18 protein-coding genes are annotated in these 19,524 nt (G+C 69.7%); 3 read left to right on the top strand and 15 right to left on the bottom strand.

What is annotated here, in order from left to right; genetic code table 11:
• From G4D85_RS01395 to G4D85_RS01385, 3 genes are read right to left on the bottom strand one after another with little or no spacing between them, the layout of a single operon-like run.
• Window positions 1–1,314, bottom strand: coding sequence for a hypothetical protein (locus G4D85_RS01395; protein WP_164007140.1), 1,314 nt, complete (start codon window positions 1,312–1,314; stop codon window positions 1–3).
• Window positions 1,260–1,760 (bottom strand): phage holin family protein, encoded by a 501-nt coding sequence (locus tag G4D85_RS01390; RefSeq protein WP_164007138.1) that lies wholly within the window; start codon window positions 1,758–1,760, stop codon window positions 1,260–1,262. The genes G4D85_RS01395 and G4D85_RS01390 overlap by 55 nt, the downstream gene beginning before the upstream one ends.
• Before the next feature lie 14 nt (window positions 1,761–1,774).
• Window positions 1,775–2,215, bottom strand: a complete 441-nt coding sequence (locus G4D85_RS01385; RefSeq protein WP_164007136.1) for a hypothetical protein — start codon at window positions 2,213–2,215, stop codon at window positions 1,775–1,777.
• A 186-nt stretch (window positions 2,216–2,401) separates the two neighbouring features.
• Here G4D85_RS01385 and G4D85_RS01380 point away from each other — a divergent pair, with 186 nt between their 5' ends.
• Window positions 2,402–3,196, top strand: coding sequence for a pseudouridine synthase (locus G4D85_RS01380; protein WP_164007134.1), 795 nt, complete (start codon window positions 2,402–2,404; stop codon window positions 3,194–3,196).
• A gap of 32 nt (window positions 3,197–3,228) precedes the next feature.
• Here G4D85_RS01380 and G4D85_RS01375 read toward each other — a convergent pair whose 3' ends face one another.
• Entirely contained in the window at window positions 3,229–3,846 is a 618-nt protein-coding gene (locus tag G4D85_RS01375) for a hypothetical protein (RefSeq protein ID WP_164007132.1), read from the bottom strand.
• Between the two features lie 113 nt (window positions 3,847–3,959).
• Between G4D85_RS01375 and G4D85_RS01370 the strand changes: the two genes are divergently transcribed.
• Window positions 3,960–4,829, top strand: a complete 870-nt coding sequence (locus tag G4D85_RS01370) for a LysR family transcriptional regulator (protein WP_164007130.1) — start codon at window positions 3,960–3,962, stop codon at window positions 4,827–4,829.
• On the opposite strand, the gene G4D85_RS01365 is transcribed toward G4D85_RS01370, so the two are convergent.
• The 6 genes from G4D85_RS01365 to G4D85_RS01340 all read right to left on the bottom strand — a co-directional run bounded on the left by G4D85_RS01365 (window position 4,826) and on the right by G4D85_RS01340 (window position 13,610).
• Window positions 4,826–5,647, bottom strand: coding sequence for an aminotransferase class IV (locus G4D85_RS01365; protein ID WP_164007128.1), 822 nt, complete (start codon window positions 5,645–5,647; stop codon window positions 4,826–4,828). The two genes, G4D85_RS01370 and G4D85_RS01365, sit on opposite strands and share 4 nt — an antisense overlap.
• The gene (locus G4D85_RS01360; protein WP_164007126.1) at window positions 5,648–6,217 is read right to left on the bottom strand and encodes an anthranilate synthase component II; all 570 of its coding nucleotides are present in this window, start codon (window positions 6,215–6,217) and stop codon (window positions 5,648–5,650) included.
• On the bottom strand, window positions 6,214–7,668 hold the full coding sequence (locus tag G4D85_RS01355) for an anthranilate synthase component I family protein (RefSeq protein ID WP_164007124.1): 1,455 nt from the start codon (window positions 7,666–7,668) through the stop codon (window positions 6,214–6,216). Before G4D85_RS01355 ends, G4D85_RS01360 begins: the two co-directional genes overlap by 4 nt.
• Window positions 7,669–7,792: 124 nt before the next feature.
• Window positions 7,793–11,374: a helicase HerA-like domain-containing protein gene (locus G4D85_RS01350; protein ID WP_164007122.1), complete on the bottom strand. Its 3,582-nt coding sequence runs from the start codon at window positions 11,372–11,374 to the stop codon at window positions 7,793–7,795.
• 24 nt (window positions 11,375–11,398) lie between these two features.
• Window positions 11,399–12,397, bottom strand: a complete 999-nt coding sequence (locus tag G4D85_RS01345) for a hypothetical protein (RefSeq protein WP_164007120.1) — start codon at window positions 12,395–12,397, stop codon at window positions 11,399–11,401.
• Window positions 12,384–13,610, bottom strand: a complete 1,227-nt coding sequence (locus G4D85_RS01340) for an endonuclease domain-containing protein (RefSeq protein WP_164007118.1) — start codon at window positions 13,608–13,610, stop codon at window positions 12,384–12,386. Before G4D85_RS01340 ends, G4D85_RS01345 begins: the two co-directional genes overlap by 14 nt.
• A 312-nt stretch (window positions 13,611–13,922) precedes the next feature.
• Here G4D85_RS01340 and G4D85_RS01335 point away from each other — a divergent pair, with 312 nt between their 5' ends.
• Window positions 13,923–14,507, top strand: a complete 585-nt coding sequence (locus G4D85_RS01335) for an SRPBCC family protein (protein ID WP_164007116.1) — start codon at window positions 13,923–13,925, stop codon at window positions 14,505–14,507.
• Window positions 14,508–14,520: 13 nt separating this feature from the next.
• Here G4D85_RS01335 and mhpA read toward each other — a convergent pair whose 3' ends face one another.
• The 5 genes from mhpA to G4D85_RS01310 all read right to left on the bottom strand — a co-directional run bounded on the left by mhpA (window position 14,521) and on the right by G4D85_RS01310 (window position 19,459).
• The gene (mhpA, locus tag G4D85_RS01330) at window positions 14,521–16,116 is read right to left on the bottom strand and encodes a bifunctional 3-(3-hydroxy-phenyl)propionate/3-hydroxycinnamic acid hydroxylase MhpA (RefSeq protein ID WP_164007114.1); all 1,596 of its coding nucleotides are present in this window, start codon (window positions 16,114–16,116) and stop codon (window positions 14,521–14,523) included.
• A gap of 128 nt (window positions 16,117–16,244) precedes the next feature.
• Entirely contained in the window at window positions 16,245–17,078 is an 834-nt protein-coding gene (locus G4D85_RS01325; RefSeq protein ID WP_164007112.1) for an Eco29kI family restriction endonuclease, read from the bottom strand.
• Between the two features lie 10 nt (window positions 17,079–17,088).
• Window positions 17,089–17,751 (bottom strand): Eco29kI family restriction endonuclease, encoded by a 663-nt coding sequence (locus G4D85_RS01320; protein WP_164007110.1) that lies wholly within the window; start codon window positions 17,749–17,751, stop codon window positions 17,089–17,091.
• On the bottom strand, window positions 17,741–18,922 hold the full coding sequence (locus tag G4D85_RS01315) for a DNA cytosine methyltransferase (RefSeq protein ID WP_164007108.1): 1,182 nt from the start codon (window positions 18,920–18,922) through the stop codon (window positions 17,741–17,743). Before G4D85_RS01315 ends, G4D85_RS01320 begins: the two co-directional genes overlap by 11 nt.
• 63 nt (window positions 18,923–18,985) lie before the next feature.
• Window positions 18,986–19,459, bottom strand: a complete 474-nt coding sequence (locus G4D85_RS01310; protein WP_164009017.1) for a very short patch repair endonuclease — start codon at window positions 19,457–19,459, stop codon at window positions 18,986–18,988.
• Window positions 19,460–19,524: the final 65 nt, after the last annotated feature.

Raw genomic sequence — 19,524 nt, 5'->3', positions numbered from 1 at the left:
TCAGTGCACCTTCGTCACGTCATCCAGCGGCGGCAGCGGGGGGATGCGGGACGTGCCCGTCGGCGGCGAGGCCAGGGCGTCCGCGCTGTCCTCGGTGCCCGCCACGCTCACGCCGGAGGTGGGGGGCGACGAGGTGGCGCCGAGCCCGCTCGAGCTCACCGGGCTGCTGATGCTGCTCGCCCCGAAGCCGGTGGTGGTGCTGGCGGGGGTGTTCAGGTCCGACGCCCCGGAGAGGCCCGAGTAGCCCTGGCGGCCCTCGTAGTCGGACGACGGCTCCTCGCTGCCCTGGAGCTTCTGGTTGAGCTGGTCGCCCAGGTGGGAGATGCCCTCCTCGGCGCGGCGCCTGGCCGGCTCGATGAGGCGGCGCTCCTTGTTCGACACGGGGATGAGCGTGGAGGCCAGCATGCCCAGGGCGATGCCGCCCAGCGCCAGGAGGATGGGCTGCTCGTCCACCGTGCGGTTGAACCAGTCCGTGGTGCGGTACTGCACCACGTCGCGCGAGGGGATGCGCTCGCGCAGGTGCGAGGCCCGCTCCTTCAGGTGGTCCATCGAGCCCGAGGCGCGCTCACGCACGTCGGAGGCCTTGCCCATCACTCGGTCCTTCACGTCGACGGCGCGCTCCTTCACGGAGTGAGCCGCTTCGGACGCGCGCTCCTTCACGTTGGAAGCCGTCTCGCTGGCGCGCGCCTTGAGGCCACCGGTGTCGGCGGAGCGGTCGTAGTCGACGCTCCCTACGTCGTAGTTGGAGGAGACGCCCTGGTAGCCGACGGACGCGCCCTGGTAGTCACCCACGTCGCGATAGCCAATGTCGCTCCGCTCGGCGGAGGCATAGCGGTCCTCGTCGGAGTAGCGCGGGTCGGTGCGCGCGGCGCGCATGCCGTCGTAGCGCCAGCGGTCCTCGTCGCGCCACCGGTTGTCACGGTCGTCCTCGTACCGGTGCTCCTCGCGCCGGGTGAAGGCCTTGCGCATCAGGGCCGACCCCACGCCGGCGCCAATGAGGGCACCCAGCAGGCTCCACCCCTTCGGGGTGTCGGCACGCTCCTTCAGCTCCGTGGTCCTCTGCATCACTGTCTCCTTGGCGTGGGTCTTGAGTTCCGTGGCCTTCTCCACGGCGGCATCCTTGGCGTGCTGCTTGAGCTCGGCCGTCTTCTCCACGGCGAACTCCCTGGCACGCACCTTCAGCTCCTCGGCCTTCTCATGGGCCATTGCCTTGAGGCGGTCCGGCTCGGCCTTGCGGGCCAGCTCATCCGCCAGCTCGCTCAGGCGTGCCCGTGCATCTGCGATTTCATGGAGTGCGCGGTCCTGCTCGCCCATTGCCCATCCTCCTTGAGGGTTTGAATCGTCCGTTGAGGTCCATGGATGCGCTTCAGTCTCCCGAGGCCCGCCCAGGCGACCGCGCCCCCCACCGCCAGCAGCAGCACCGCCACGATGAGGGCCGACGCCCACACGGGAATCAGCTCGGCCAGCGCCGCCACCAGGAACGCGACGAACGTCAGCGCTCCGAGGAGCAGCACCACGCCGCCACCCGCGAGCAGCCCCGCACCAGCGGACGCCTTCTTCACTTCCGCGCGCAGCTCGGCGCGCGCCAGCGTCACCTCGGCGCGGACCAGGCGGCGTCCCTGCTCCATGAACTCGGAGAACAGGTCTCCGAAGCCGCGGCTCCCGAAGGCGCTGTCGGAGCTGAAGTCCCGGGTGTCCGAGCCACCGTCTCCCCGTGCCCGGAACCCGTCTCCGTCACTTCTTGGAATTGTTGGATCCATCCGCGTGCCCTCCGTCAGACCTTGATGAACCGGCCGAGCGCGAAGCCCACGGCCACGCAGCCCACGACGAACAGGCCGGGCCGCTGGCGCACCTGTTCCTGCGCATCCGCCAGGAGCTCCTCGGTGGTGCCGTTCTCCAGCCGGTCCGACGTCTTGCGCAGCAGCCCCACCGCGCTGGTGAGGAGCGGGCGCGCGATGGCGGCCTCGTCGTTGTTCGCCACGGTCTCCAGCGAGGACACCAGCCCCTGGATGCCCTTGACGAGCTCACCCTTGCGGCTGTCCACCTGGGAGATGACGCGGTCCCTGGCGACGCCGCCCAGGTGCTTCACCTGCTCCTTGCCGGCCTGCGCGATGCCGCCCGCGGAGTGCGGTCCATCGGAGACTCCGGTGGCAACTCCGGTCCGCGGCGAGTAGTTGCTGCCCTGAACGTTGGAACCTTCAAGTACGCTGCCCATGCAGTCTCCTCCAGTGCGCTTGATGACCTGTCGAGAGGGGGCTGCCCGGCGCCCTAGTGCCCGCGCCCCGTTGTTCCTGAAGGTAGGCACGACACGTTTGCTGCTCGACGGTACGGCAGCCTCGAAGGGGGGGCAGGCGGGAGAGGAAGCGCCGGCCGTGGGATGAGCGGAGCAGGAGGCGAGCGGATGGCACGCAGACAGCGAACCCCGAAGTGGCTGGAGGCGGCCCGGCGCCGGGGGCCCGAGGACCTGGCCGCGGACGGCCGCGCGGACTGGCTGTCTCGGGCGCTGGGCCGGGCAGGCGTGCTGCCCCGCGCCGAGGCCGAGGCCGCCATTCGCGAGGGACGTGTGGAGGTGGCGGGGCGTGTGGAGCGCGAGCCCTTCGCGCCCGTGAGGCCCGGCGCGGAGGTGCGGGTGGACGGGCAGGCACGCGAGCTGACCGCCCGCCTGCTGGGGCTGGCGTTCCACAAGCCCGCGGGGCCGGTGGTGCACGGCTCGGACCCGGAGGGCGTGGGCACGGTGTTCGAGCGGCTGCGCGCGGTGCTGCCCGAGGAGCTGCGCGGCTATGAGTGGCTCGCGGTGGGGCGGTTGGATAGGGACACCACCGGGCTGCTGCTGTTCACCAACGATGAGAGGCTGGTGCGGCACGGGACGTCACCCGAGACGCACCTGCCCAAGCGGTACGTGGCGCGCGTGAAGGGATGTCCTCCGGAGGCGGCGCTGCAGGCGCTGCGGGACGGACTGGTGCTGGAGGACGGGCCCACGCGGCCCGCCGGGGCGAGGCTGCGCGAGCCGGACGTGGTGGAGCTCACCCTCACCGAGGGACGGCACCACCAGGTGAAGCGGATGCTGGCGGCCGTGGGACACCCGGTGCTCGCGCTGCACCGGGAGGCCGTGGGCGGCGTGGTGCTGGATGTGGCCGAGAGCGACTGGCGGTTGCTGAGGGAGGAGGAGGTGGCGGAAGGGCTGGGGTTCCGCTGAGGTGTGCCCCGTGGACGTGTTCGCGAGCGGGCCTACCGGCTCGCGGAGGTGGGGGCCGCGGTGAACTGGTGCGGGGCGTAGAGGGTGGCCTTCTCGGTGTTGCGGACCCAGGGCGTCTCTCCGTCGAGGAGCTCGACAGTCTCCTCCAGCGTGCCCCGCTCGTACGCATACACCTGGGAGATGCGGTAGCGATTGAACGGCGCGAAGCGGCTGATGTCAGGGCGCAGCTCCATGACGGCCTCACGGAAATCGGGGTCGGTGTGGCCGGTGCCCTTACCGAGCGACGAGTGGATGGCGCTGGAGACGCGGCGCTGCGAGTCCGGCGCGGTGTAGTCGAGCCGGAAGAACATCGTCTGCTCCCGGGGCCCCGCGCTCTCGTCATAGCCGGGGTGGCGGCGGCGCAGGCTCTTCACCGATTCCCAGTGGCCGGCGTATCGGCGCTGCTCCACGGTGAAGTCGTAGTCGAACTCGGGGATGCGCTTCCAGGTTCCACCCTCCAGGAGCTCCGCCTCTCCCCGGCCCACCCACACCAGGGTGAGCACGGGCTCCGGACCGGGCCCGACGTCCAGGGGAACCATCCCCCCGCGCGAGGAGCCACAGCCCGCGAGCGTGAGGAGCACCAGCAGCGTCATCGAAATCCGGAGGGTCATGGTCGTCTCGTGGAAGGGCGTCAGGGAGCGGGATGCTCGTGGAGCACCTTGCGCCTGGGCCGCGCTCGCAACAATCCGCGAATCCCTCAACTCACTGTTGTATGCAGGCAACAATGGACCTGAACCACCTCACCGTGTTCCAGGCGGTCGCCGAGACGCAGAGCTTCACGAAGGCGGCCGCGAGGCTGGGGCTCGACAAGTCTCGGGTGAGCCGCGCGCTGCGGGCCCTGGAGGAGACGCTCGGCACCACGCTGGTGGCGCGCACGACGCGCTCGGTGCGGCTGACCGCGGAGGGGGAGACGCTGCTGCGCCAGGTGGCGCCGCTGCTCGCCGGACTCCGGGTCGCCGTGGAGGGCACGCCCGACAAGCCCACCCTGCCCACGGGTGAGGTGACGCTCACCGCGCCCCCGGATGTGGGCCGCGCGCTGCTGGCGCCCGTGCTGGCCCGGTTCCGGCTCCGGCACCCGTTGGTGCGCGTGCGAGCGGTGCTTTCCTACGAGGTGGTGGACCTGCTGGAGAAGGGCGTGGACCTCGCGCTGCGCGTCGGCCGCCCCGGCGCCGGCACCTTCGTCGCGCGCAAGCTGATGGACCTGGAGGCCGGCTTCTTCGCGTCGCCCCGGTACCTGGAGCGCCGGAGCGCTCCCTCCACGCTCACGGAGCTGGAACGCCACGAGTGTCTCTGGCCCCCGCCGCCCCGCGGACGCGGGCCCTTCGGGGTGGGGAGCGGAAGGCCACCTCCGGCCGCGTCGGTGGAGTGCTCCGACTTCGGGTTCCTGGCGGAGCTGGCCCGGGCGGGAGGGGGCGTGGCGCTCCTACCCACCTTCCTCGCGGCGCAGGACGTGGCCCTGGGCTCGCTGGTGCGCCTGCTGCCCGATACCGCCTTCCGGGATGCACCCCTCTTCCTGGTGTCACGGCCCGGAAGGGCGGTGCCGCCGCGAGTCCAGGTGCTCAAGGACTTCTTGAGGGAGACGCTCGGGCGTTAGCGGCGCCGCGCCGCGGCTTCGATGAGGGCCCTGGCTTCCTCCGCGAGCGGCAGGCTTCCGGGCAGCTCCCGCCCGAGCAGGCGCGGCACGCCCGTGGCCAGGACGGCGGAGTTGGTGAAGACGCAGGCGCTGACGTCCGCGAGGCGTGCGAGGGGCACTGGGCGCTCCACCACGGGCAGGCCGCCCACGTGTCCTGCTTCCAGGAGCACCTCGCGGACGATGCCCGGCAGGCACGGCGCGTCCAGCGGCGGGGTGACGAGCGCGCCGTCCAGGTGGAAGAAGAGGTTGGCGGTGGGCAATTCGCAGACCTCGCCGGCCTCGTTGCCCAGCAGGGGCAGTTGCTGCATCAGCGCGTACTGGCGGAAGTAGGAGAGGCCCTTGTGGTTCAGCGTGCGCTCTCCGCGCCGGTAGGCGCCCGGCTCCACTGTGTCCAGGGTGCGGCCCTCGCGCTGAAGGCGCTCCGCGTCGGGTGCCGCCGGGCGGAAGGTGAGCAGCACGTGGCCGTCGCTCACGGACAGCTTGCCCACGCCGGTGAAGCCCGGTCCCAGCGCCGCATCCGTGTGCAGGCAGCGGTGGAGCGTGTCGCGCACCGTGGCCTCGGAGACTTGCTCCGGTGCGGGCGCTCGGACGGCGCCGGGGAAGGCCGCGAGGCTGGCCCGGAGCCGCGCGAGGTGGCGCGCGAGGAAGAGTGGGGTGCCCGCGTCGATGCGGAAGGTGGTGAAGAAGCCCGCGCCGAAGAAGAAGCCCTGTGCGAAGTCGTGCAGGCGCAGGTCCTCCCAGCGCCGCACCTCACCGTCCACCGCCACCGTGGAGAACATTCAGCGCTCCGGCTCAAGGAAGTTGGCGAGCAGTCTCGGCCCCTGGGGCGTGAGGAAGGACTCCGGGTGGAACTGCACGCCCTCCAGTCGCGGCAGCTCGCGGTGCCGCATGCCCATGATGAGCCCGTCGTGCGAGGCCGTCACCTCCAGGCACTCCGGCAGTCCCTCCCGCTCCACCACCAGCGAGTGGTAGCGCGCGGCGGTGAAGGGCGCGGGCAGGCCCCGGAACACGCCCTGGCCCGAGTGCTCCACCTCCGCCGTCTTCCCATGCACCGGCACCGGAGCGCGCACCACCTTCGCTCCGAAGACCTGCCCCAGGCACTGGTGCCCCAGGCACACGCCCAGCAAGGGCACCCGTCCGCCGAACGCGCGGATGACGTCCAGGGACACGCCCGCCTCGGCCGGAGTGCAGGGCCCGGGGGAGATGACGATGTGGTCCGGACGCAGCGCCTCCACCTGGGCCACGGTGATGGCGTCGTTGCGCACCACCTTCAGCTCCGCCCCCAGCGCACCGAGCGCCTGCACGAGGTTGAAGGTGAAGGAGTCGAAGTTGTCGATGAGGACAATCATTCCGTCCTCCCACACGCCGACAGCGCGAGGAGCTGCGAGCGCGCCTTGTTGAGCGTCTCCTTGTACTCCTGGCGCGGCTGCGAGTCGTGGACGATGCCGCCGCCCACCTGCGCGTAGGCGCGGCCGTCCTTCACCACCAGCGTGCGGATGACGATGTTCAGGTCCAGCTCCCCCGTGAAGGAGAGGTAGCCCAGCGAGCCCGTGTAGAGGCCCCGCGCGTGTGGCTCCAGCTCGGTGATGAGCTGCATGGTGCGAATCTTCGGCACGCCCGTAATCGTGCCCCCGGGGAACAGCGCGCCCACCACGTCCAGCGGCTCCATCCCCGGCGCGAGCGTTCCCGTCACCTCCGACTCGATGTGGAGGACGTGGGCGTACTCGACAATCTCCATCAGCTTCGCCACCTCCACCGTGCCGTAGGCGCAGACGCGGCCCAGGTCGTTGCGCTCCAGGTCCACCAGCATCGCGTGCTCGGCGCGCTCCTTCTCGCTGGTGCGCAACTCCTGGACGAAGCGGGCCTCCTCCTCCGGTGTGCCCCGGCGCCGCGTGCCCGCGATGGGGCGCGTAATCGCCCGGCCCTCCTCCACGCGCACCAGCCGCTCCGGTGAGGCGCTCACCACCTGGAAGCCGTCACCTTCCAGGTAGCTGGCGAAGTGGACGGGGTTGGTGGCGGACAGTGTCTCGTAGAGCGCGAGCGGCTCGCCCGGGAAGTCCACCTCCAGCCGCTGCGAGAGGTTGACCTGATAGGTGTCTCCCGCGCGGATGTACTCGCGCACGCGCTCCACCGCGGTGAGGTAGGCCTCCTGCGTGAAGTTGGAGCGGTACTCCACCGTCGGCGCTGGAAGGGACGTGGGCGCCGGTGGCGGGGTGGGGACGGCCCGGCGCACGCACGCCTCCAGCGGCTCCAATCGCCGCGCGCAGTCCTCCCAGTCCGAGCCGGTGGCCACCATGAGCACCTGGCCCTCCTGGTGGTCCACCGCGAGGAAGGTGTCCACGAAGGACAGCGCGATGTCCGGGAGCTTCAGGTCGTCTCGCGGGTGGCGGGGCAGGGACTCGAAGTAGTGGTTCGCCTCGTAGGCGAAGAAGCCCACCGCGCCACCGCAGAAGAGGGGCAGTCCTGGCAGGCGCACGCCCCGCCAGCGCCGCAGCAGGCCGCGCAGCACGTCCAGGGGCTCGCCCGGCTGGGGTACACCGTCGAGGAAGCACTGGCCAGCCTTCGCCGTGAAGCGGAGGAACGGACGCGAGCCGAGGAGCGAGTAGCGTCCCTCCGGACTGACGCGGGTGCTCTCCAACAGGAAGCGGTGCCCGGCGGGCAGGGCCCGGAGCAGGTCCGTCGGGCGGAGCGTCCCCAGCGCCAGCCGCCGCACCACCGGCACCTGGTTGTAGCCCCGGGCCACGAGCGCCTCGAAGTGCGCCCGGTCGGAGGTGTTGGGGGAAGGAGACGGGAGGTCCATGCCGGGGCGCTTCCTAGCAGGAACCTCCGTTCGCGTCCGTGCCGCGTCCACGGGCTCGCATGACTGGCGGCTCCGTGGGGGACCGGGGCGCCTCTTGGGAGGGGCGCGGGCCACGGCTCGTGTCTCAGCGCGAGCCGCCGGCCTTCGGTGTGCCGGTGGGCGTGCTCCGGCCCTTCTCCAGCGTCTGGCGCGCGAGCTTGAGGATTTCATCCTCGGCGAGCTGCTCGGTGCGCATGACGGAGCGGTCCGCCTTGAGTTGCTGCACCTGGCCGTCTCGCAGCACGTGGAACTGGCCCTGCTTCTGGGAGGGCAGCTTCGCGTCCGCGTCCACGCGGGCCTCGGTGAACATGGGGCGCAGCTTCTTGATGGCGTTGTCCTCCTTCACCCGGCCCACGAACCAGGTGCGCACGTTCTCCCGGCACTTGTAGTCCAGGTCTCCCGGGCTCTGCGTGGCCAGCATCACCCCGACTCCCGCCGAGCGCGCGCGCTTGAGCAGGTCCTCCAGGGGCTGCTTCGTCGCGGGCTTGCTCGTCGCCGGCAGGTACAGGTCCGCCTCGTCGAAGAGCAGCACCGCCTGGAGCTGGGACGCGGGATGCTGGCTCGTCCACCGGTTCGTCTCCAGCAGGAGCTGCGACACCCAGAAGAGGATGCGGTTGTTGTCGCCCAGGAACTTGGTGCTGATGATGCTCAGCCGCGTTTTGCCCGGAGTGCCCGCGGCACCACGCCCGAGCAGTTCCTCCAGGTCCAGTCGCTCGCCGCCCGCGGCCAGCAGGGAGCGGAGGTTGAGGCGGAGCACCTCCAGGTCCTGGGCCAGCTTGGAGAACGTCTTCGGTGGGAGTCCGCCTGCCTCTTGCAGCAGGGACTCGTCCTGGTCGGCGACGAACTGCTGAAGCAGCTCCAGCGTGACGTCCCTGCCGAGCGGGCGCTGCACCAGCAGGCGGAGCGCCTGGGCGAGCAGTGCGCGCGCTGCCTTGTCATTGGGGCCGCTCTTGTATTCGAGCATCCCCGCGATGGCGTCCGCGGCCTGCTGCACGCCCTGCTCGCGCTCCTCGGCGGGGAGCGTCTCCAGGCCCCGGGGCACCACGGGGATGGCCAGGGGCCGCCCGTCCGAGCGGCCCGGCGTGTACACCGCCACCTCGACGCGCTCGCGCAGCAGGCGCCGCCGCTCGTTGAGCGAGGGCTCCTCCAGCTTCTCCTGCCAGGACAGCTCGCGCGCGTAGGTGGCCAGGTCCCCCTTCCGGTCGATGAGGATGGCGGGCACGCCCTGGAGCAGCAGTTGCTCCAGCACGTTGAGCGCCAGCGTCGTCTTGCCGCTGCCCGTGCCGCCCAGGAAGGCGCTGTGCCGCGTCAGCTCCGTGGGTTCGAGGGAGATTGTCTGCGTGAAGAAGCCCTCCGAGGCGCCCAGGCGCACCGGGCCGGTGAGCAGCTCTCGCGGAGCCGCTGGAACGGGCGTGGGCGTCACCGAGTGCTTGCGGAGCTGGAGCCCGGCGGGGACGGGTGTGCCCGCCGGTGGCGTCACCGCGAGTGAGGACGCGGGGACGGGTGTGCCCGCTGGTGGAGTCGCCGTGCGCGAGGACGAGGAGAGCATGGAGCCCGCTACCGTGAGCCCCATCGGCGCGTCATCGGGGGCCCCAGGGGAGGGCGGGGGCTTGCGAGTGGCAGACTCCTGACGCGCGGCTTGCGGACGTGAGGCGGTGCTTGCGCCGGTGGCTTCGGCCCTGGCTCCATGGCCGGTGTCCTCGCGGAGCAAGGGTGTGGTGCTCGTATCCGCGAACAGGTTCGACTGACGTGCCGCCTGTGCGCCGCGCGGTTCGGCGCGCGACGCGGCGCTCTGGGTGCCGCCCGTTGCGGTGTTCCGTGGCGTCGGCTCCGAGGGAGGAGGCGATGAGGGCGGCGGGCTGGCGCCCAGTCGCTCCAGGCCGAGGATGTCTCCCACGGACTTCAGCCGGGTGACGGGACGGGCCGTGCGGCTCCACTCCGTGAGCGCTGCTTTGCCCTCATGGTCCTTGCGGAACTCCCGCAGCGCGACAAGTTCCCGGAGCTCACCATCCCCCAGCACGACGCGTCGCCCGCCCTTGCGGGTGAGCAGGCCAAGCTGTTCGGCGACGAGGCCCCCAGGCCTCGCAGGTGGGAAGTCGGAGGTCCGCACGAGGACCGGAGTCTTGCCGGTGGCCGCCTTGAGCGCCTCGGCCATCTGTCTGCCGAGCGCTCCACCTATCGTGTCCCTCTCACAGAGCGCGACATGGAGCTTGCCGCCGTCCGGTTGCACGGTGACGTCCATGGCCTCATCCGCCTTCGGCTTGACGGCGAAGCGCGGCGAGCCTCCAAGCTCGTCACTGCCCAGCTCAATCGCCCAGGCGAGCAGCATGGCGATGTCCGAGGCTTCCTCGGGAAGCTGTGGCCTGTACGTGGCCTTGAAGTCGGTCCAGGCCTGGTCCAGGTTCACCTTCGGCGGGGACGTGTCCTTGGTGGTGGTTGCGGGCCCTGCTTTCGGGCGGACCAGGGGGAAGGTCTCGGGGAGTTGCTGGTCCTGCAGTGCCCGCTCGCGGTAGCGGCGGCACTCGTTCAGCACGTCGCGCGCACGCTGGCCTCCGAGTTCATCGAAGCCACTGGCGGGAATGGGCCACGTCGGATTCGTGGGGTCGATGGCCACGCCTCGAAGCTCGTAAAGCGCGCGCAGCCGCCTCGCCGCGATGTCGCGGGCCGTGTCGGACGTCACCGTCTGCTCCAGGTGCACCGGCTCCGGGTCGTGTTCGATGCGGTCCACCAGCGACTGGGTGAGGTGCGGCCGCATGTCCACCCAGTAGTCGGAGAGGCAGCACACGACGACCACCGCCCGGGGCACCCGGCTCGCGATGGCGGAGAGGCTGCTCATCGCCCTGCGGAAGGAGCTCTCCAGCCGCGGGCGCTCCTCGAAGTCGTTGAAGTCCTCCACCTGGTCCACGCACAGGACCAGCGCCTGGCCCAGCGCGCCCATCAACCGTCCCAGGTGCTCCACCATCCGCGCCGGCCCGTCGTCCGCCGTGCGGGGGATGAGCTCCCCGATGACCTTGCGGTCCACCGCGGACAGCTCCTCGCAGCGCAGCCAGTGGAAGATGCGGCGGCTGATGCGCGGGTCCCTGCGCTGCAGGTAGATGAGCGCGCGCAGCAGGTCCACCTCCACCGTCTGGAAGCGCGCGTCCTCCAGCAGCTCGTCGGCCACCGCGTGGATGGTGCCGTGCAGTTCTTCGTCCTCCAGCACATCCTCGTCCGGGATGAGCGGGGCGAAGGCGCTCTTGCAGTTCGCCATCAGCGCGTCCGACAGCCGCATCAGCCCGCTGTCATCTCCCGTGGCCCCGCCATACGGACGGTCCAGCGAGTCGATGAGGTTGGAGAGGATGTAGCGGTCATAGCTGGTCGCATCGACCGTCATCGGCATGTAGCCGACGAAGCCCTGGCGCTGGCCGTGCGCGAGGTTGCGGAAGGCCCGCACCAGGTGCGTCTTGCCACTGCCGGACTCTCCCAGGAGGAGCAGCAGGCGACCTGCGTCTGGAGGTGTGTCGGACGCGGCGCGCTCCAGCAACCGCTTGAAGGCGCGGCGGGCCGGCGCGTTGAGGGCCTCCACGTCGAACGGGTCCGCCTGCCAGAGGTGCTGGCCCTGCTGGACGCTGCTGAAGACCTCACGGCCATCCGTGAGAAAGGCCTCGAGTCGAGGGTCGATGGGCACGGGCGCTCCAGGAAGGATGACGGGCTAGACGACGACGAAGTGGAAGCTGGCGCCGTACGAGCGCACCTCGGACTCGGCCACGTCCCGGGGGTCCATGGCCGACACGAGGTCCGCTCGCGTCAGGGACAACTGGCGCGTGCGGTTCGCCTCCAGCAGCGCCACGTCGAAGGCCTCGCGGCTGGCCCACTCCGGCTGCAGCGCCTTCCAGACGTGGGAGATGAACACCTTGTTCTGCCCGAAGCGGCCCGTAGGCAGCGCCCGCGCCACCGCGAGCACCCGCTCGGCGAAGTCCGGCACGGAGTCCTGGGGCTCGGTGTCCCGCTCCGCTGCAGTGGCTCTGTTCGAGGGCGTGGGCTCGGATTCGGGCAGGGCCCACCGGCGCAGCACGGCCAGCCGCACGGCCTCCGCGTCCACCCGTGCGGCACCGGCAGCGCGGGCCGCGAGCTGCTCCACCGCCTTGCGCGGGTCCTTCGTCTCCGCGTCCAGCAGCTTCCCGAGGAGGTGGGCCTGCACTGCGCTCAGGGAGAAGGGCCGCTCCGTCTCCACCCCGAGCTGGCGCCACAACAGCCGGTCCCTCATCTGAGCGAGGGAGGGGGCGTCCGTGTCCTCCACCGGGTACTGGCGCTTGAGCAGGGCCGCGCGGACTCCATCGGCGTCCGTCAGCCGGGCCAGCACCGGCTTCGTGGGGGACAGGTCCAGGCTTCGGGCCAGCAGGTACGTCGCCTTCAGCTTCTTCCAGGTGAGCCCTCGCGGGAGCTGCTCCAGGGAGAGGAACGCGAGCGCCCGGGCCTGGCCTTCCTTCGTCAGCTCCAGGCCGCTGCGGCCACGCTCCGTCGCGAGCCCGTTGGCGAGTAGCGCCTCCAGCAGCGTGTCGAAGCGCTCCTTCCACTCGGCGCGGCTGAGGCGGTGCTCCACGAAGGGCCGCAGCGCGCCCTCCAGCTCCTTGCGCGTGCCGCGCCGCTCGGTGCGCGTGGTGAACCAGGAGAGGGCGAGCCCTGTCAGCCGGGTGTCAGCGGTTTCCATGTGGGGTCTCCTTCCCGGAGGACTCGTGCCTCCGGGCGGCAATCAGCGTGTCGAGGGTTTCGAGAATCTCTTCCAGCCGGGTGACGACGTCGTCGGCGAGGAAGCGGACAACCCAGTAGCCCGCGCGTTGCAGTGCGACGTCCTTGCGGCGATCTCTCCGGAAGTCCTCCGCGTCGCGGAAGTGGAAGTACCCGTCGATTTCCACCGCGAGCCGCAGCTCGCGACAGAGCAGGTCCACTTCCAACGGGCGCTGGTGGTCGCCGACGTCGACGCGGACGTTGGGCTTGAAGAGGTTGTGGGTGGTGGGACGCCCCTGGAGCTGGGCCTTCAGGTAGCGCTCGGCCGCGCTGCGGGCTTGGTCGTCCGCCTCCCTGCGCCCGGAGGTCATGGCGCGGGCCGCCTCCGCGTAGAGCTCCATGATGGGCTCCGGCGTGCCCTCTTGCTGGAGCCGGGCCAGCGTCGGAGCCACCGCGCTCGTCGGTGTCGCGGCCCGTATCTCGGGAGTCGCTTCCGGCAGGTCCAGCAGGCCTTCTCGCAGCATGGCGAGGACGCGGGACTCTCCTCGGCGGAGGTGCTCGGCGAGGGACTCCGGCGCGAGCACACACACCGTGGTGAGCGCGGGGGCCGTGGCGCAGAGTGACGCGGCGGTACGGAGCGCGCGGAAGTCGGACGGCCCGGCACGGACTCGCAGCGCGGGCGCGCTTCCCGAGGGGACGAGGGCCAGCAGGGACTGGAGCGCCGCGAGCGGGTCCTGCTCGATGGCGTCGTTCACCGCGGCGGGGAGGGCTCCGGCTCCGGCGGAGGGCAGGGAAGGGGATTCCAGCAGGCTCCGGCACAGCTCCCAGGTGGCGGGCCCGGAGTGTGGGGGCGTCAGGCCGTCCAGGAGGATGCGGCGCTCGTGGACCGTCTTGCCCCGGAAGAGCAGCTCGCGCCGGGGGCTCGTGGGCTGGGAGAGGACGACGAAGGACTCCGCGTCCGACGTCAGGTCCCGCTCCCGGGCGAGCGCCGTGGCCCAGGTGCGGACCACCGCGCGCGCGTCGTCACCTTCCGCGACGACGACGCTCAGGCCCTTGCGGTGGATCCACCCGGTCAGCACCGCGAGCCCCTGCTCGGGGGGACCCACGAGGGTGCTCAGCGTGGCAATGCCTTCCGCTCGCCGCCGGGCATGCCGGTCCAACGAGTCGAGCAGCGCGGTGTGCACCGGCAACAGCAAGCAGACTCCCCCACGGGTTGCGTGGCAGCGACCCGTCACAGTGGGGCGGAAGCCTGCGCTTCCGGGCGGCTCGCTGGCAAGTCTGGGGGCCTTGGGATTGTCGTGCTTCGGTCGGCAGGCCTCCATGCGAGCGCTTGCGTCAGCTCGGACGGGAGGTGCTCGGTCAGCCGGCGAGGGACGTGCGATTCCGCGGGGTTGGCCGTGCCGTGCAGAAAGACCGGGCGACGTGTCGATCTCCCGGCCCCTTATTCGACGTCATTTTGGAGCGGACGTCCGGCTCCCAGGTTCGCGGTTCGAAAGAGGGTTGCTCTCATGGCAAAGCTGATTGGAGTCGTCGTTGTCGTCCTCATCGTCGCGGTGGTCCTCTTCATCCGCTCGCGTCCGGACCACTTCCGGATCGAGCGGAGCGCCCAGATTCACGCGCCCCCGGACACCGTCTTCGCGATGATCAATGACTTTCACCAGTGGGGGCAGTGGTCGCCCTACGAGAAGCTCGATCCGAACATCGAGCGGCGCTTCGAAGGGCCTTCCTCGGGTCCGGGGGCCGTCTATGCGTGGACCGGGAACAGCAAGGCCGGGGAGGGACGCATGACCATCCTGGAGAGCCGGCCCGGCGAACTGGTGACCCTCAAGCTCGAGTTCTTCAAGCCCTTCGCCGCCACGAACCAGGCGACCTTCACGCTCGTGCCTTCCGGGACTGGAACCCGGGTGACGTGGAGCATGGAGGGGGAGAACTCGTTGATGGGCAAGGCCATCTCCGCCTTCATGGACATGGACGCGCTGCTGGGGAAGAACTTCGAGGAGGGCCTCGCCAACCTCAACACCGCCGTGCAGTCCGGGACGGAGCAGCCCGCGCAGGGCTCGGCGGCGCGAGCCGCGCCTGCCCTGGCGCTCTGAGCAGTCGAGCGATTCAGTCGCGGTCGATGCGCAGGGTGGCGCGCAGGGCGGTGCGCAGCTCGGGGAGCCGGGCCAGCGGCACCGCTCCGAAGACGAAGCGGTCCGGGCGTACCACCGCTACGTCCACGCCGTGCCGGGTGAACCACTCCGCCAGCTTTCCGGTGTGGTCCTCCACGCTCCCTTCCTCCGTGCTGCTCAGGCCCGCGGGGACCACGGTGATGGCCTTGCCGTCGAGCGCGTCCGCGAGGTCTCGTGCCGCCTCCGTGGCCGGGCCGTTCTTCCGGCTCAGCACGGCGAACCCGGAGCCCAGCGCGTCATCCAGCAGTCGCTCCTCTCCGGACGCGAGCCGCACTCGCGGCTGTGGGAAGTAGCTGCCCTCCGGCGCGCTTCGTCCGGAGCGGCGGCCTCCCAGCAGCCAGCCCTCTTCGATGGAGGGAGGCGGCTTGAAGCCGAAGCCCTCCACGAAGCGGCGAACGCTCGGGACGAGCTGGAGGCCGCGGAGCAGGGTGTCCCGGAGCAGGGCCATGGGGGTATTGCGCGCCTGGAAGACGTAGCCCAGGCGCACCGTGGCATCCTGCATGGCCTGCACGTGCGGGCGGCGCTCCTGGTCGTAGGTGTCCAGCAGGGCCTCCGGGGCCTGTCCGTGAAGGACTCGCGCCAGCTTCCAGGTGAGGTTGGCGGCGTCCCTCAGGCCGGAGACGAGGCCCTGGCCCATGAAGGGCGGCATCATGTGGGCCGCGTCGCCCGCGAGGAAGGTGCGGCCCTCCCGCCAGCGTGGCGCGACGAGGCAGTGGAAGGTGTAGAGCTGCGCGCGCTCCACGCGCACCTTCTCCGGGTTCACGTAGGGGGCGATGAGCCGGCGGACCGAGTTGGGCTGCACCATCTCCTCGGGTGTCTCACCGGGGCGCAGCCGGAACTCCCAGCGGAACTGGCCCACGGGGCCCCGTCCGACGAAGCCGGGCCGGTGCGGGTCGCAGACGATGCTGGTCTCGGTTGGGGCATCCGCCTCGGGCACGGTGCCGTAGATGGCAATCCACGGCTCCTCGTAGCTGCGTCCCTCCAGGGGGATGCTCAGGAGACCGCGCACCGTGCTCCGGCCTCCGTCGCACCCGATGAGGTAGCGGGCATGCACGGCGCCTCGCACGCCCGTGGCCGTGTCGCGGGTGCGCACCGTGACTCCGGCATGGTCCTGTTCGAGGGCCTCGACTTCGGTGCCCTGGCGTAGCTCGGCGTGCTCGAAGCGGGTGAGCCCCTGTCGCAGCGCCTTCTCCAGGAGGGGCTGGTAGAAGAACCAGAGCGGCGTGTAGCCGAAGCCGAAGTCCACCTCGCTCAGGCGGACCTGCGCGATGGGGTGACGTCCGACGCCCGTGAAGGTGACGTGGCGGCTCTGCCGCAGGTCCGGCCTCAGCGCGTCGATGAGCCCCGCGTATTGGTAGATGCGCAGGGCTTCGTCGTCGCAGGAGAAGGCCCGTGGCTGGCCGTGCGGTGTGGACTCGCGTTCAAGGACGAGGACCCGGACTCCGTGGAGGCCGAGCAGGTTGGCGGTGAGCAGTCCCACCGGGCCGCCTCCCGCGATGATGACGTCTACTTCCTCGGTGTTCGCCGCCATGTGCTCCCCCCGGAAATCTGCCTACGGCCGGTGAGTTTATACCGACCTGTACGACCGCCAGGGGTCCGTGATGCGGCGCAGCCGTCGAGAGCGTGGCGGCTCGATGGTTCAGCCGGCTCTGCTCGCAACTATTTCGTGCGCATGCTCACGCTTTGAAGGAACGCATGTAAAATCTCGTCCGCGTTAGGGACTGGAGGCGAATCCTGGAAATGTCTCTTGATGCGCTCCTCTATCGCGTGCTTTTCCAGTCTGTCCTTGGTGGCTTCATTGTCAGCCCACTTGCGTCCCGGGTGCAGTGTGTCCCAGGGAGATCTTGTGTTCCTGCGGGTGTCGGCGGCGTCGCCGTGCTTGCCAAATCCGAGGACAACCTTCGTCTCTTTGTTCCAGAGCGGTTTGAACAACCCTATAAGCGCACTCTCTGCTGCAACTTGCCATCCGCTCGCGACCACAAGATAGCGACACTCGAAGTCCTCAAGCCGTAGGGTGCTTGCCAGGCCAATGTTGGACTTATGCTTGGTCAGGCGTTCCCAAAGGCTGGTGCCCTGCTCACGCGTCGACTTGGCATGCGGCTTGGCGGGATCGGTTTTGCCAACATAGATGGGGTGTTCTGTATCGCTGATTGGCTCATACGGCTCGAAGTCCCCCATGTAGTAGATTGCATAGATTCCAGAGCCGTAGAACTTGGGCCTCCCGAACGAAGCCATGGACTTGCGATCCTGTCCAACGAGCGCCAGTGCCGCGAACGCGCCGAAAAGGCGCGGGTCGGCGGGGTCGAAGAACGATGGCGGCTCTTGGACGTCGGAATGAGGTGACAGTCGGTCTCGAATGCGAGCAAGAACGCTGTCTATCTGGTCCAGATGTTTCTGGGTGCCGCGAGGCAGTTCCCCAAGTGCATCCTCAGGAATGCCCGACAGTACTTCTTCAAGGCGTTTGGCGAGTTCCTTCAGATCAGTCGGGTCCACTCAAACGCTCTCAGTCTTCGTCATCTTGCATGAAGCGCGAAGGGTCTTCCCGAAGCGCTGGCATACGAGACCCGGGCTTGTGGTTCTTCAAGAAGTCCCGCACCCGTTGCTTCGCTTTGGCCGCGCTACGGGGCCCTTGGGGTAGTCGCCCGGCCCAGTTTCGCCCCGGGTGAAGGACATCCCACCAACTCCGTTGCCCCTCGTAACGACGTTTTCCCGGGTCGTGCAGGCCAAAGCCCTCGATGCAGACGTTCCACAATGGCTGGAAGTCCTCGATGAGGAGCCGCTCGGCCATCGTGATCCACAGCGGGGTCACGGCCAGATATCTACATAGGAAAGCCTTGGGGTCGAGGTTCTTGGCCGTCCTGATGGATTCGTGGTGCTCCCGCAGACGCGAATAGAGCGCCTTCGAGCGCCGCGAGGTCTTCCCGCCTTTCCTCGCCCCAGGAGGAACGGCTTTGCCCACGTAGATGGGCCATTCGGCCTTGGGAGAGCGAATGGGCCGGTAGAGGTCCAGGCTCCCTTTGTAGAACAGCGCGTAGACGCCGGAGCCGGTGAAGGGCTCGGGGAAGTCGAGCGAGTCCGGCCCCCGGAGCATCAGCTCCTGGACGCAGTGCTTGGTGAGATTGTCGTAGTCGAGCGGGTTGTATTCGTCACCGGAGTCAGTGGCCACCGGTGCTCTCCAGCTTCGCGGCCACGCTCTTCGCCACCACCTCCGCGAGGCCCACGGGCACCGCGTTGCCGAGCTGCCGCATCGCCTCGGACCACGCGCCCTCGAAGTGCCACGTGTCCGGGAACGTCTGGACGCGTGCTGCCTCGCGTACCGTGAGGTACCGCACCTTGCCGTCCTCGTAGGCAATCATGTTCTCGCCGCCAGGCACGCCATGGACACCCGCCTTGAGCGTCTTGGAGGGCTGGTCAATGGGGCTTCCGGTGTGGCCCGGATACACCTTCGCTCCCGGGATGAGCCGGTGGTTGCTGAACTCCTTCGACTCGCGGTCCGCGCGCGGGGCGGGCATGTCCGCGAGGGCATCGCGAATCGTCACCCAGGGCTTCGTCTTGAGGGGCTCGCCGTCCTCCAGGTCACGCATCCGCACGCTGCTCAGCGCCACGCCCTTTCCAGGGTCTCGTGGGCTGAGCCCGTGCCGCTTCCAGTAGTCGCCGCTGATGTACTTGTCCCACAGCAGGGCGTCCTCGCTGTGCGTGGGCTCGGGGAAGTTCCACTCCAGGCCCGTGTCCGCGCGGAAGCCCACGACGAAGACCCGCTCGCGCTGCTGGGGCACGCCATAGTTGGCGGAGTTCAACAACTGAGACACCACGTTGTAGTGAACACCTGGGAAGCGGCCTCGCGTGTGTACCTTCTCCAGGCGCGCGAGGTGGTCGGTCCAGTCCTCGAGGTGCTTCTTCGTGAGGGTGGGGTACGTCAGCTGGAGCTTGATGTACTCGAAGTAGTTGCGAAAGCTCGCCCGCAGGAGCCCCTTCACGTTCTCCAGGATGAAGGCGCGGGGCCGCAGCTCGCGCACCGCGCGCACGAACTCCGGGAACATGTTGCGAGCATCGTCCTGAGCGCGGTGCTTGCCGCCCAGGCTGAAGGGCTGGCACGGCGCTCCGCCCGCCACGAGGTCCATGTCCCCGTTCCCGAACATGTTGAAGGGCAGGATGCGGATGTCGGCGTGGTGAATCCGCCAGTGGTCGATTCCGGGAACCGCGTTGGCGCTCGCGTTCTTGCGGAGCGTGTCGCAGGCGTCCTCGTTCCACTCGACAAGACCGCGATGACGGAACCCGGCTTGGTGCGTACCCAGGGCCAGTCCACCCGCGCCGGTGAACAGCTCGATGGAGTTCATGGCGGAGTATCCATGTCGATCCTGGCCCCGAAGCGCAAGGGGTTCATGCGTCGAGCCGCGGTGCTACAGGGGCGTCGCATTCTTCCAAGCGGGGACGCCTGACGTGGGGGCAGGGGGACGCGGCGGTGCATCCAGGAATTCGCGGATGCTCACGCGAAGCGCGTCCTCGTCGCGCAGCTGGCACTCCCAGATGACGAGCGCGGACCATCCGAGGGCGTGCAGTTCCTGAAGCTTGCGCAAATCCCGTACGCGGTTCCCCTCCAGCTTCGGCATCCAGAAGTCGAGCCGGGACTTCGGCACGCGCGCGAGGGGGCACGTCGGGTCTGGATGCCGGTGCCAGAAACAGCCGTGCACGAAGATGGCCTTCTTGCGGCCAGGGAAGGCGAGGTCGGGGCGCCCAGGCACCTTCTTGTACTGGAGCCGGTAGCGGTAGCCCATCGCCGACACGAGGCGCCGTACGCGCAGCTCGGGCTTCGTATCCCTGTTGCGCACCCGGGACATCCGTTCGCTGCGTTGCTTGGGCGTCAGCGTGTCCATGCGGGAGGCCACGTGGATGATGCGTCGCCAGGGGCCCGCTCTGGGCTACCTGGCGGCGTGCGTGT

The organism is Pyxidicoccus trucidator, assembly GCF_010894435.1.
In the GTDB taxonomy this organism is placed as follows: domain Bacteria; phylum Myxococcota; class Myxococcia; order Myxococcales; family Myxococcaceae; genus Myxococcus; species Myxococcus trucidator.
The sequence above is the reverse complement of the archived record's forward strand: the minus strand, read 5'-3'. Positions and strand labels throughout refer to the sequence as shown.

Bases quoted from the DNA above. Each gene is read 5' to 3' on its own strand.
- G4D85_RS01395 (WP_164007140.1), bottom strand. From the start codon at position 1,314: ATGGGCGAGCAGGACCGCGCACTCCATGAAATCGCAGATGCACGGGCA.
- G4D85_RS01375 (WP_164007132.1), bottom strand. From the start codon at position 3,846: ATGACCCTCCGGATTTCGATGACGCTGCTGGTGCTCCTCACGCTCGCG.
- G4D85_RS01385 (WP_164007136.1), bottom strand. From the start codon at position 2,215: ATGGGCAGCGTACTTGAAGGTTCCAACGTTCAGGGCAGCAACTACTCG.
- G4D85_RS01380 (WP_164007134.1), top strand. From the start codon at position 2,402: ATGGCACGCAGACAGCGAACCCCGAAGTGGCTGGAGGCGGCCCGGCGC.
- G4D85_RS01310 (WP_164009017.1), bottom strand. From the start codon at position 19,459: ATGGACACGCTGACGCCCAAGCAACGCAGCGAACGGATGTCCCGGGTG.
- G4D85_RS01365 (WP_164007128.1), bottom strand. From the start codon at position 5,647: ATGTTCTCCACGGTGGCGGTGGACGGTGAGGTGCGGCGCTGGGAGGAC.
- mhpA (WP_164007114.1), bottom strand. From the start codon at position 16,116: ATGGCGGCGAACACCGAGGAAGTAGACGTCATCATCGCGGGAGGCGGC.
- G4D85_RS01390 (WP_164007138.1), bottom strand. From the start codon at position 1,760: ATGGATCCAACAATTCCAAGAAGTGACGGAGACGGGTTCCGGGCACGG.
- G4D85_RS01315 (WP_164007108.1), bottom strand. From the start codon at position 18,922: ATGAACTCCATCGAGCTGTTCACCGGCGCGGGTGGACTGGCCCTGGGT.
- G4D85_RS01370 (WP_164007130.1), top strand. From the start codon at position 3,960: ATGGACCTGAACCACCTCACCGTGTTCCAGGCGGTCGCCGAGACGCAG.
- G4D85_RS01355 (WP_164007124.1), bottom strand. From the start codon at position 7,668: ATGGACCTCCCGTCTCCTTCCCCCAACACCTCCGACCGGGCGCACTTC.
- G4D85_RS01360 (WP_164007126.1), bottom strand. From the start codon at position 6,217: ATGATTGTCCTCATCGACAACTTCGACTCCTTCACCTTCAACCTCGTG.
- G4D85_RS01335 (WP_164007116.1), top strand. From the start codon at position 13,923: ATGGCAAAGCTGATTGGAGTCGTCGTTGTCGTCCTCATCGTCGCGGTG.
- G4D85_RS01345 (WP_164007120.1), bottom strand. From the start codon at position 12,397: ATGGAAACCGCTGACACCCGGCTGACAGGGCTCGCCCTCTCCTGGTTC.